Consider the following 12,329-nt stretch of genomic DNA (forward strand, 5'->3'; position numbering starts at 1 on the left):
ACTGACAACTCGGCCATACTGCTCGGCAATGCGCACGAATCTCAGGGTCGGCCTGGCCACCACTCAACTCACGCTTGGCGTCGTCGCCGTGCTGCTCACCGCGGCCGCCCTCATCTACACGACCGAACCCGACGAATCCGAGCGGGCCGGCAACCTGCTGCTCGGGACCGGGTTCGGGTTAGGGATCGGTCTGCTCATCGTTTGGGCGTACGCCCGGCGTAGGCCATGGCTACGCAGCGTACTGGCGATCATCTGCGCACTGCTGGCCGCGGGCGGGCTGGTCATGGCCACCCTGATGATCCGCAGTGCCCGGATCAACCCGGATGCCGCGATTCCGATCGGCGCGTTGGCAGCGGCCTCGGCCACGCTCGCGTGGGCGGTCATCGCGGTGGCCGCAGGTTGGGAGGGCCGATTCACGACCGCCATCGTCGAGACGGCAGAGGTGGAGGAGAACAGCGGCGACACCCTGGATCCGGGCCGGCGGCGCTTCGAGACCTTCGGCGTTGTGGTCGTGGTGGTCGCCGCGGTCACGCTGCTGACGGCGGTGGCCGTGGTTGCCGTGAAACCGATCATGTACGGCCTCAATCAGGTCCGCACCTCCTCGGGAACTGTCGCCGGCTCGGTCCGGCGATCGACTCTCGACGGAGGCGCCCGATGGAGCAGGACGATCGACGCCCGCGACGTCGTACCGACCGTGGCCGGGTTGGCGGCCGCAGTCGACGATGGCGTGATCATGATCGATCCGGCAACCGGCAAGACGCTGTGGAGCTACGGACTGCGCTCGGTACATCAGCCGCCGGCGATCTGGCCGGCGGACGCCGGGTCCAAGATCATCGTCAGCTGGGACGACGATCAGGTGGTCGACGGTCTCGATGGATACATCGCCCTGGATGCTCGAACCGGACGCAATGTCGGCAGCTGGCCCACCCGGTTCGACGGAGACGACCTGGCAAGCTCCGACCCGGCGCTGATCAGTCACCAGGTCGGCCTCGGTTCGGATTCGATCGTGGGGATGTCGGCGACCGGAGGCGAGTTGTGGCGCTACCGGCCGGGCCGGTGCATCGACATGGTCGCCGACGGGACGCCATCGATGATCCTCGTGCTGGATCAGCGTTCCTGTGCCAACGGATCGAACACCCTCGTCGGCCTGGACCCGCGGAACGGCCGACAGCGCTGGCAGCAGCCCGCGCCCGCTCCCGATTCCGTCGACCTGACCGTCGCCGGTCTGCGACTCGAGTACGACGGATCGCAGTTGCGACGCCGATCATTGGAGACCGGCCGAATCCAATGGACTTCGCCGGCCGCATCGCTGCACTGCCAACGCCGAACGGAACTGCTGGACAGTGCCGACGGCGTCAACTATCTGGCCGGTTGTCGCGCCGCGGGCGCGGACGCAATCGATGTGGTGCAGGGATACCGAGCCGCCGACGGTACGCCGACGTGGAAGACGGCATTGCCCTTCCCGATGGAGTCGCTGACGGCGGTCGACGACCGGCAGGTGCTGGCGATCACCTCCGGATCGGCGTGCCGGCTGCTGGTGGTCGGAGAGTCCGGCAGTCGGCCACTGTCGGCTTTCCAGTCGCGGGCCGATGCCAGCCGTTGTCGTGCGTCTTCGGTGATCCGGATGGGTGGGGCGTACTTCCTCAACCTGCAGACCGGCGACGAGGCGACCACCCGGCTGATCGCGCTCTCCTGAGTGGCCGCTACGACTTGGTGCTCTGCAGCGTGCCGGGTCAGTCAGGAACGGCCGCGGGTGGCGTACGGGGTGTGCGTCGGGAGCGTCATCCGGGGCGCTCGGCGCGGGCGATGCAGGCCCATCAGTCCGAGCAGCGTCTGGACCCGGAAGCGGTGCCCGCGATAGGGCTCCAGCAACTCCTCGGCCGCGGCATCGTCGAGCACCTCAGCGGTCAGCGCCCAGCAGATGTCCTTGCCGACGTGATAGTCGCCGATGCTCCAGGCGTCCGGGTCGCCGTGGCTGCGCTGGCGTACCTCGGCCGACGTCCAGGGTCCGACGCCGGGCAGGCTGCGCAGGCCCCGATCCGCGTCGGCCGCCGGTCGAGTGACCAGCCGGTCGATCGCGGCAGCCCGACGGGCGGCGCTCACCAACGTACGGCTGCGGTTGGACTCCAGGCCGAGCTGGAGAAACTGCCAACTCGGGATTGTCGCCCAGGCCCGCGGCGTCGGCGGCACTCTCATCCCGTACGCCGCCGAGGCCGGATCCTGCGCAGGTCCCGGCGCCGGTTCGCCGTAGCGGGTGACCAGTCGGCGGAAGGCGCCGTAAGCCTCCAGGCCGGTCACCTTCTGTTCGATGATCGACGGCGCCAGCGCCTCGAAGGCGAGTTCGGTCCGGCCGATCCGCAGCTGCGGATACCGTCGCGCGGCCTCGACCAACACCGGATGCCGCGGCCGGAAGCCGGTCGGATCATCCGCCTCGCCGAGCAGCGCCGGCAACTGTTCCAGCGCCCAGTCGGCGCCCTCGCCCCAGGCTCGCGCGTGCACGCCGCCGGCAGCCGGGTTGATCTTGATCAGGACCGGCCCCTGCGGTGTCAGCGAAGCGCGCAAACAGCCGTCGCCGATCCGGCGGTGGGTCGGATCGTGTGCGCCGCGCTGCAAGGAGCCGAAGACCATCCCCAACGCAACCGGGCGATCAAGCCTGAGGGTTCGTGACCGACTGCGCTGGAGCGGTCGAGGCAGCGGTTCGGCGACGGTCACGGTGCCATCATGCCCGTCCGGTCGCCGCAATCCCTGACCGCCATGGGCTACGCGGCTTGCGTTGACAAGAATCCTGCGCCAGTGAGCCCCGCCTCCGGCTGAGACGCCCGGTGAGTCCGACTGGTGCAGGATTCTTGTAAGACAGACCAACGCGTCAACGGGTCAGCGGTGCTTTGCGCTGAGCGCGGCACCGCCGTCCGCCCGACCCCGACTGCCGCGCGAACCGCGGCGTCGACGCGGTCGTCCCTGATGAGCGGTGCCGCCGCTCCGCGGCTGCTCGGATGCGGGTCGCCGATGTCCGGCCGGCGCGCCCCGGCGGGACTGGTTGCCGCCAGATTGCGCGACACGGGTCTGATCAGCACCGGTCTGGGTGGCCCGGGTCCGCGTACCCGGGGCTAGCTCGACGAGCACCGCGTCGTCGGTGGAGTTCACCGTGGTGGTGGTCGGCTTGATGCCGGCAGCTCGCGTCAGCTGTTTGACCTGCTGCACCTGGTCGGGAGTGGCCAGGGTGACCACCGTGCCGGACTTGCCGGCACGGGCGGTCCGCCCGGAGCGGTGCAGGTAGGCCTTGTGCTCGACCGGCGGGTCGGCATGGATCACCAGCGCGACGTCGTCGACGTGGATGCCCCGGGCGGCGATGTCGGTGGCGACCAGGGTCGAAGCCTCCCCGGAGTGGAAGGCGTCGAGATTGCGGATCCGTGCGTTCTGGCTGAGGTTGCCGTGCAGTTCGACCGCCGGAACGCCGCCGCGATTCAGTTGGCGCGCCAGCCCCTTGGCGCCGTACTTGGTCCGGGTGAAGACCACGGTCCGGCCGGGAGCGCTGGTCAGGTCGATCAGCACCGGCAGCCGGTTCTCGCGTGTCAGCTGAAGCACATGGTGCGACATCGTGTTCACCGGCGACTGCGCCGAATCGGCCTGGTGGACGCGCGGATCGGACAGGAACTGCCGCACCAGCGCGTCGACCGCCTTGTCCAGGGTCGCCGAGAACAGCATTCGCTGGCTCGTGGTCGGAGTCAGCGTGAGCAGTCTCCGTACGGCGGGCAGGAAGCCGAGATCGGCCATGTGATCTGCCTCGTCCAGCACGGTGACCTCGACCTGGGACAGCGAGCAGTGCCCCTGCTCGATCAGGTCTTCGAGTCGGCCGGGGCAGGCGACGATGATGTCCGTGCCGCGCTTGAGCGCCGCCACCTGGCCGCCCTGGCCGACACCGCCGAAGACCGTGTACGAGGTGAGCCGCGCCGCCTGCGCGAGCGGCTGCAGCGCCGCGTCGATCTGGGCCACGAGTTCGCGGGTCGGAGCGAGGATCAGGGCCCGGGGAGCGCCACGGCCGGCCCGCGGCTTGCCGGACAGCCGAGCCACCAGCGGGACCAGGAAGGCCAGCGTCTTGCCGGAGCCGGTGCGACCGCGGCCGAGCACGTCTCTGCCGGCCAGGGCGTCGGGAAGGGTCGCCTGCTGGATCGGCGTCGCGGAGTCGAATCCGAGATCGGTCAGGACGGTGGACAGGCGCGCGGGCACGCCGAGTTGGGCGAACGAGGTCAAGGCAATGGCAATCTGTGAGAGGTATCCCGCCGACAACCGCGACCGGATTTGGCCCGGCAGGTTACGTGCGGAGCAAAGGAGCTTGCTGCAACGCACGGACAACCCGCAGCAGGAACGTGACGAGTTGCGCAGCCGAGGATAGCAGCCGATCGCCGCTGGACCCGCTTCGCGGCTCGACGCGATGGCCTACATCCGTCCGGTCGGGTCGGTGATCACGGTCAGTTCCCAGCCGGTACGCGTCGGCCCGGTCAGCTCGCAACTTGCGTGTTCGGCGACGATCTCGGCGACTTGGGCGACAGTCCTCGGCGACCGCGGCGCCTGCAGCAGCAGTCGGGCCACCGCACCGCGAGTGTGCTTGGCGAAGTGCGAGACCACGCTGCGGTTGCCGGCTCGTTCGGTGACCGCGTTGACCTTGATCAACTTGTCCGTCCGCTCCGGCCGCCAGGCCGCGGCGTAGCCGGTGGAACGGCAGTCGATGATCAACTCCTGGGCGTGGGCGTCGTCCAGCACGCCGGCCAACTGCTGGCGCCATAACGCCGGCAGCGGGCCGATGCCGGGCAGGTTGGTACCGATCGACAACCGGTAGGGCGGGATCCGGTCGGTGATCTTGATCGGACCCCACAACGCGCTCTGCACCCGGATCGCCGCCGAGGCACGACGGCGGGCCGCGCTCTCCAGCCCGGCCAGGTCGAGGGCGTCGTACAGCACCCCGGTGTAGATCTCCGCGGCCGGCCGGGCCGGTTGTTCCAGCAGGGTCCGATTCAGCTCCAGCTCGCCGACAGCGGTCGGACCGAGGTCGAGGATCTCGGCCGCCTGCGGTCCGCTGGAGATGTTGATCAAGGCGTCGATGATCTTGCTCCGGCCGGGATTCAGCTCCGGCAGCGACAGCCGATCAAGATCAACCGGACGGCCGCGGCGAAACGGGCCGGCCTTCCCCTCGGACGGCGGCAGCAAGATCAACAACGGGTCAGCCCTTCGGATACGGCCACGGATTCTTCTTGCAGCCATGCAAACCCTTGGTCTGCTGCATCATGATCGGTGCCGCCTTGCCCGGACCCGGACAGCGGACATGATCATGGCCGAGCGCATGGCCGAACTCGTGGTTGACGACGTTGCGACGATAACCGATCAGATCGGAGCCGTACGATTTCGCGCCGTAGGCCCAGCGGTCGGCGTTCAGCACCACCCGATGCTTGTTGAAGCAGGACACCTTTCCCTCGGTCTGCAGCGGCTCGCACAGCCGGTCGGTGGTGGTGCGGGTGACCAGATAGACGCTGACGTCGGCCTTGGTGTCGGGGCCGACCAGCTTCAGCCGCCAGTCGCCGGACCGGCCCCAGCTGCGCGGGTCGTTGAGGACGGCGTGGATGAAGCGGGCCGTCGCATCCGGGTCGTACGGCAGTCCGCGCTGGACTCGTACCGAATAGGTGATCAGCGCACCGCGGTGTCCCTTCGGCGGCGCGGTGATCTTGGCCGGGCGATACTGCCGCGGGCCGGCGGCCGGAATCTTCACCTTCGCCGGTCGGCTGCTCGGTTCGGCAGCGGATTTCTTCGGGGTCGTCGTGCCGGGTCGCGGAGCAGTCGAGGGGGTTGGGGTGGTGCGTGAGCCGGCGTCCGGGATCGGCCGGGGCTGACCGGCGGCGGTCAGCTGGGTGATCAGGATCAGCGCGAGCAGGCCGGCGCCGACCGCCAGCAACACCGCGCCGGCGGGCCACAGACGGATCGGCCAGAAGCCGCGCCCCGCACCACTCCGCGGCTGCTGGCGGGCCCGGCGGGGCCGCCCGGGATCGGTCGAATCACGCGGGGGTGGGGTCGGGTCTGTACGGTTCGGTTGTCCGCTGGAAGGCCCCACATCAGGAAAGACTAGGACCCGTGAGCCATACGCACGTCTCCGACCATCCGACGACGGCCGAGAGCTCGGTTCGCCAGGTGAAGGCGCTGCGCCTGATGATCGTGATTCTGATCCCGATCGCGATCTGGACCGTGGTCGGCCTGGTCTGGCTGTGGCCGCATCACACGGACGCGCACATCCGCGAGGACACTTCGACCTATTCGGCCAAGGGGGTCACTCTGCCCAAGGGTGAGATCACCAAGGTGCAGCCGATGTCCTGCGAGGGTCAGGCCGGAACCAGTTCCGGCGGCGGTCAGGGTGAGCAGCCGTCCTGCGCGACCATCACGGTGAAGTTGTTGGAGGGACCGGAGCAGGGTCAGCAGACCGACGTGGTGCTGACCTCGGCTCAGTACGGATCGGGCGTGCACGTCGGGCAGAAGGTGAAGCTGTTCCGGGTCCCGCCGGCTCAGGGTGCAGACGGCAAGGCCTCGTACCAGTTCTCCGATTTCGACCGCAGCGTGCCGTTGATCGCGCTGGCGGTGGCGTTCGCGATCGCGGTGATCGTGGTGGCTCGTTGGCGCGGTTTCGCCTCCCTGATCGGGCTCGCCTTCGCCGGCTTCATCCTGATCGAATTCATGTTCCCGGCCCTGGTCAGCGGTCAGAATCCGCTGCTGGTCGGGCTGATCGGCTCGTCCGCGATCATGTTCGTGGTGTTGTACGCGGCGCACGGGTTCAGCGCCCGGACCACCACCGCGCTGGTCGGCACCCTGTTCGGGCTGCTGCTGACCGCGGGACTCGGCTGGGCGGTCGGCAAGTGGGCGCATCTGACCGGGGTGGCCACCGAGGACGACTATCTGCTGGCCGCATCCGCGCCGGACCTGACGCTCAACTCGGTGGTGCTCTGCGGCATCATCATCGCCGGTCTCGGCGTGCTCAACGACGTCACCATCACCCAGGCCTCGGCGGTCTGGGAGTTGGCCGAGTCCGATCCGGATCAGCAGAAGCTCTTCTCCCGGGCGATGCGGATCGGCCGTGATCACATCGCCTCCAGCGTCTACACGATCGCCTTCGCCACCGCCGGCGCCGGCCTGTCCGCGCTGCTGCTGATCACCGTGTACGGACGGCCGCTGACCGAGGTGGCGCAGACCGAGGCGCTGGCCGAGGAGATCATCCGGACCCTGGTCGGCGCCATCGGGCTGGTGTTGGCGATGCCGCTGACGACCGCGATCGGCGTTGCCGTGGTCCGCGCCGGAAAGCTCGGGCGACACCCCGCGGCCGAGACCGGCCGAGCGGACGCCGAGCCGGAATCTCGTACCGGAGAGATCGGCGCACGGACCGGAACGGAGGCGACGAGCGCGGAAGCTGCCTCGAGCGCCGAGGACTCCTTCGCCGCCACGGCAGCTGCGAAGAATCCGAGCGATGCCGGCACCGACGTCGGCGCAGCGCCGACCCGAGTCCGGCCGACGGCGGCCACGACCGCGCCGATGGACGACCGGGAGACCACCGAACTGCCCCGGATCCGGCGCGCGAAGGATGCGTCGACCGAACAGCAGTCGTCGTCGGGCCGCCGCTCCCGACGGGCCCACGACGACGACTCCTTCAATTTCGCCGACCTGCGCGAGGACGACGAGGACGAGCAGCCTCGCGGTCGTCGCTGGCGGTGAGCCGGGCCGGGCCGAAGCTGGGCGACATTCGCAACCGGGACCGCAGTCAGTCCATCGGCTTGCCCGGCTCGTAGTTGCGGCTGGGTCGCAGCCCGGCCGACTGGCCGCCGTCGATGGGGATGACGGCTCCGGTCACGTACGAGGCCGCCGACGAGCACAACCACAGCACGACCTCGCTCACCTCGGCCGGTGCGCCCATCCGCTGGATCGGCACCGATTGGGCGGCCAGCTGCTGGGCGCGCTCACCGGCCGACTCGATGTGATGGGTACGGATCGGGCCGGGCGCGATCGCGTTCACCCGGATGCCCTGGTCGGCGTAGTCCAGCGCGGCGACCCGGCTCAGTCCGATGATCCCGGCCTTGCCGGCCACGTACGGCGCCAGCCGAGCAGTCGCGGTCAGGCCGGCCACCGAGGCCATGTTGACGATGGCGCCGCCGCCGCTCTTCAGCATGGCGGGGATCTGGGCCTTCATGCCGAGGAAGGTGCCGCGGACGTTGGTGGCGATCTCCCGGTCGAACTCCTCCAGGGTGATGTCGGCCAGCAGGGCCGGCCGGTGCCCGCCGGTGGCGTTGTTGAAGGCGAAGTCGAGACGGCCGAACTGTTCGACAGCGGTGTCGACCAGAGCCTGGCAGTCCTCGGCGACCGTCACGTCGGAACGCACGCCGACGGCCCGGCCGCCGGCCTCCGAGATCTCGGCGGCCAACTTCTGCAGGAGTGGCTGGTCCCGGGCGCCGATCACCACCGCTGCCCCGGCTGCGGCGAACGCCCGGGCCGCGTCGGCGCCGATGCCCTTGCTGCCTCCGGCGATCAGTGCCACAGTTCCGATCAGATCGTGTTCCAGGGTTGTCTGCTGCACCATCAAGATCATCTCCCTCGATCGAACCGTTCGATGGTTCGAAGATGATCATCACGCTACGGCGGCGGAGCACTGACATCCAGCGGTCGGCCGCCTGAAACTGTTACCTGGCAGGAAAATACGTCCGGTTGCGTAGGGCACGGCCGCTTCACGACGTAGCCGACCGGTCGCCGCAGACCCGGCGGCAGCGATCCGTCAGCTGACGGTGACGGTGGCGGTACGGGTGACGCCGTTGACGGTGACCGACAGGGTTGCCGTGCCGCTGCGGAGCGCGGTCAGCCGGCCGGTGGCGGAGTCGAAGGCGAGCACCGCGGGTCCGTGATCATCGTCGATCCGGACTCGATCTCCGGACCATCGGGCGCTGACCGGCCAGGCCACCGGGACCCGGCGATCGCCGTCCTGAATGAGCGTCGCGCTCACCGTCGCCGACGCGCCCCGGCGCAGCTTTGCCGGCGCGTCGAGGCTGAGGTCGTCGACCCGGGCATGGGTCTCGACCCGCAGCCAACCCAGCCGCTCACCGGTCGCCGGAACCGGGTTGGCCGATGCAGCAGCCGCGACCCGGCCATGGCGCGGATCGACCCCGAGCATCGTCCAGCCGGTGAAACCGCCTTGGGCGGCCGTCCCGCTCGGTGTCTTGCCCGAGTTGCCGTTGATCACTCGGGTGACGCCGCCGGCCGCGTCGGTGTAGAAGATGCCGACGTGGCCGTTGACCTGGGCGACGGACTTGCCGGTCTCGGCCGTGAACGCCGACAGCGTCCGGGCCAGCGCGGCTGCCTCGTACCGGTCACCGAGCTGGGATGCCTTGTCCGGTTGGGGATCGTCGACCGGATGATGATCGAAGATCAGCACCCCGGTGATCTTCGGGTCGCTGGCCGCGTCGGCGAGTTGATCTTGAAGCATCCGCAGCTGATCGGTGGAGCCGGCCGGATGCAGGGTGCCCGAGGACGAGTCCAGGGTGATGATCTTGATCGCGGTACGGCCTGGCCCGGCAAGATCACGATGGGTCGCGGCCGGGCCGAAGACGTCGGTGAAGTTGCTGATCTTGCCGCCCATGATCTCGTGGTTGCCGGGCACATAGACGTACGGGATCTTGGTGCCGATCTCCTGGTCCAGGATCTGCTGGGCCAGTTGAAGATCCGCCGGCGATCCCTCGTCGACGAAGTCGCCGTCGATGACGAGCAGGTCCGGCTTGGCGGCGACGATCTCCCGCAGCGTACGACGGCCGGCCTGGACGATCGGCGAATCGGGATCGCGGGCGACGAACTGGGTGTCGCTGAGCACCGCGATCCGCTGCGGACGACGATCCACTGTGCCGTTGCCGATCACGGCCGGATCGTGCGGCCAGACCTGATCCGGCAGCTCGGTGTCCAGCGGCACCTGCGCTCGCAGATCGGCGATCGCGAGCTGGTCGGTGTAGCCGGCGTCCGACCGGGTCTCCATGAATCTGATCTTGGTCAGCGTGATCGGGTACGGAGTCCCGGCCGGCACCGGGAAGCGGACCTGCTGCCAGCCGTTCCAGCTGATGATCGGGTTGCTGGCCCCCTGCTCGGGATCGAGATTGGTGACCGTGCCGTCGCCCTTGGTGATCATCAACCGCGGCCACTCGCCCTTGCCGTTCCCCTTGATCCAGAGCGCGAGCGCCTGCGGCTGGCCGGGCACCGCGATCGGGGCCGGCGGCACGGCGTAGGCACCCCGGGTGGCGGTGCTGGTGCTGAAGTCGAAGCTCAATCCCAGCCCTGCTTTGCCGTCCGGGCCGTCGGCCGGTGCCACCGATCCGGTGGCCCGGTCCGCGGCGAACGTCCAGGACCCGGCGTCGACGAAGTCGGCCAGCTGCGTCTCCTGGTAGCCGACCGTGACCGGCACCGTCAGCTGGTGCCCGGCGACGGTGAAGTTGATCTTGGTCGACAACAGATCGCGTTGTGGCGTGATCGTGAAGCTCGCGGGTCCGTCGGCGGCGACCGTGATGCCGTCGCCGGCGCTGACCGTAACGTCGCGAGTCTCCACCGGGACTCGGTAGCCGTCCGGATCGATCGCGGTCAGCGACAGCGTCCCGGTCGCGTCGCCGGACGGAATCGACAGCACCTGGCTGGAGGCAACGATGCGCTGCACCGGGCCGTGCACGGTGATCTTGGTGTCGGTGCGGTGTCGGCGGTTGGCGTAGGTGATCGTCGCCGCTCCGGTGTCCCGGCCGCGTACCACGAGGGTGTCGGAGGTCTTCTGCTCTTGGTCGGACACGATCGACAGGGTTCGGCCCGGGACGCGGAAGCGGCCCCCGCCGGACGCGGCGGCGAGGTTGCCGTCGGTCCCGGTGCCGGTGATGGTGCGGCTCAACCCGACCAGCAGCTCCGCGGCGCCGTCGACGGCCAGTCCCGCGGCCGGTTGCAGCTCGGGCCGGGCAACGGCATCTCCAGGCGCCGACGGGGCCGCCGTGGAGCGGAAGACCAGCGCGTTGGTCACCTTGCGCTGGTTGCCGTCGGACGGCCGGTCGGTCAGGGTCGGCTCGGTGGTGCCGGCGGCACGCGCGACCAGCGTGGTGGAACCGCCGCCGTCCAGGTTGAGCGCGTTCCAGGCGCCGAGATCGGCCATCATCGCGGCCAGTTCCTGGATGGTCATGCCGTGGCTGTCGCCCTGACGGCCGTCGATGCTGACCACCCAGAGACGGCTGCCGTCCTTGCCGATGCCGATCGCGGTCCGGCCGGCGGTGACCTGGTCCTCGGTGGTCGGGATGCCGTCGGTGAGCAGTCGCTGGCTGCCGCCGACCGCAAGATCAACATCGGCGCTGGCCTTGACGGTGAGGTCGACGTGTTCGCCGATCGTCAACGCAGCAAGGGTTTCTGCGCCCTGGCCGCGGCCGACCAGGATCGAGGTGCCGGCCGGCACGGCTTCGGCGTCGGTGATGCCGGAACGGTCGTCACTGACGGCGGTGACCACGCCGTCGACCACCCGCACCACCCGGACCGCATCGGCGGCCGGGATCAGCCGGGCGATCGGGTAGCTGCCCCAGACCGAGTTGAAGAGGCCGATCGAGTCGGCGGCGAAGGTCGGCGAGTTGACCGAGCCGATCTTGGTGCTGCTGCCGCCGGCGGCGTATTCGGCTGCCGACATCAGCGCCTGGATCGCGGCCCGGCCGCCGCTGATGGTGAAGGCCTCTCGCGGGGTCGAGCCGGCGCTGCGCAGACCGGCACTGGAGACGTCGGTGCCGACCGGGGCGTCGGAGGCGTTCATGTCGAAGTAGTCCCCGTTCACCGCGGCCACGACGCGATCGTCGGTGCCGGCGAACTCGCCGACGGTCTGATTGGAGGCCGACACCGTACCGCCGTCGGCGACGTCCAGCGACAGGCTCGGCGTGGTCAGATCAGCGGTCATCACGTGCCCGGTCACCCAGCCGCCCGGCTGCAGCCGCTGGAACGAGGTGAGGTTGAGTCCGGGCGCGATCGCGGTCCCGCGCTGCCGCAGGTAGACCGAGTCGGCGCCGTCCAGCCCCGCCAGCCCGCCGGTCGGTGGCGGGCTGGTCGGCGGCGCCGGCTTCGCGGCCGCGTACGGCGTCATCAGCCAGCCGGCGGACAGCACGACCAGGGCGAGCGCAGCGACCGAACCCCGGCGCGCGAACGAAATTGACATCACCCGCCAACCTTGGCGTGAATCAGCAACCTCGGCAAGGGTCGGCGCCGATTCCGTCCTCACAGCCGCGCGCAAAACCGACCGCCGCACCCGAAACCGGCCGCCATCC

At 69.6% G+C, this 12,329-nt stretch carries 8 protein-coding genes; 2 read left to right on the forward strand and 6 right to left on the reverse strand.

Annotation, left to right across the window (positions count from 1 at the left end):
* The first annotated feature begins 28 nt into the window (after positions 1–28).
* Positions 29–1,696, forward strand: coding sequence for an outer membrane protein assembly factor BamB family protein (locus FOE78_RS00860; protein ID WP_143984649.1), 1,668 nt, complete (start codon positions 29–31; stop codon positions 1,694–1,696).
* 41 nt (positions 1,697–1,737) lie between these two features.
* Here the strand turns inward: FOE78_RS00860 and FOE78_RS00865 are convergent, their stop codons facing one another.
* The 4 genes from FOE78_RS00865 to FOE78_RS00880 form a co-directional block, all read right to left on the reverse strand.
* The gene (locus FOE78_RS00865; RefSeq protein ID WP_143984650.1) at positions 1,738–2,628 is read right to left on the reverse strand and encodes a DNA-3-methyladenine glycosylase family protein; all 891 of its coding nucleotides are present in this window, start codon (positions 2,626–2,628) and stop codon (positions 1,738–1,740) included.
* Positions 2,629–2,874: 246 nt separating this feature from the next.
* Positions 2,875–4,251, reverse strand: a complete 1,377-nt coding sequence (locus FOE78_RS00870; RefSeq protein WP_210414747.1) for a DEAD/DEAH box helicase — start codon at positions 4,249–4,251, stop codon at positions 2,875–2,877.
* A 186-nt stretch (positions 4,252–4,437) separates the two neighbouring features.
* Positions 4,438–5,259, reverse strand: a complete 822-nt coding sequence (locus tag FOE78_RS00875) for a YaaA family protein (protein ID WP_143984651.1) — start codon at positions 5,257–5,259, stop codon at positions 4,438–4,440.
* The gene (locus tag FOE78_RS00880; RefSeq protein ID WP_210414748.1) at positions 5,219–5,947 is read right to left on the reverse strand and encodes a DUF3152 domain-containing protein; all 729 of its coding nucleotides are present in this window, start codon (positions 5,945–5,947) and stop codon (positions 5,219–5,221) included. The genes FOE78_RS00875 and FOE78_RS00880 overlap by 41 nt, the downstream gene beginning before the upstream one ends.
* A 173-nt stretch (positions 5,948–6,120) precedes the next feature.
* Between FOE78_RS00880 and FOE78_RS00885 the strand changes: the two genes are divergently transcribed.
* On the forward strand, positions 6,121–7,743 hold the full coding sequence (locus FOE78_RS00885; RefSeq protein WP_143984652.1) for a YibE/F family protein: 1,623 nt from the start codon (positions 6,121–6,123) through the stop codon (positions 7,741–7,743).
* Between the two features lie 46 nt (positions 7,744–7,789).
* Here the strand turns inward: FOE78_RS00885 and FOE78_RS00890 are convergent, their stop codons facing one another.
* Positions 7,790–8,611: an SDR family NAD(P)-dependent oxidoreductase gene (locus FOE78_RS00890; RefSeq protein ID WP_210414749.1), complete on the reverse strand. Its 822-nt coding sequence runs from the start codon at positions 8,609–8,611 to the stop codon at positions 7,790–7,792.
* A gap of 183 nt (positions 8,612–8,794) precedes the next feature.
* Positions 8,795–12,220 carry a phosphodiester glycosidase family protein gene (locus FOE78_RS00895; protein WP_143984653.1) on the reverse strand — a complete coding sequence of 1,142 codons (3,426 nt, stop codon included), beginning with the start codon at positions 12,218–12,220 and terminating at the stop codon, positions 8,795–8,797.
* Positions 12,221–12,329: the final 109 nt, after the last annotated feature.

This window comes from Microlunatus elymi (genome assembly GCF_007362775.1).
In the GTDB taxonomy this organism is placed as follows: domain Bacteria; phylum Actinomycetota; class Actinomycetes; order Propionibacteriales; family Propionibacteriaceae; genus Microlunatus; species Microlunatus elymi.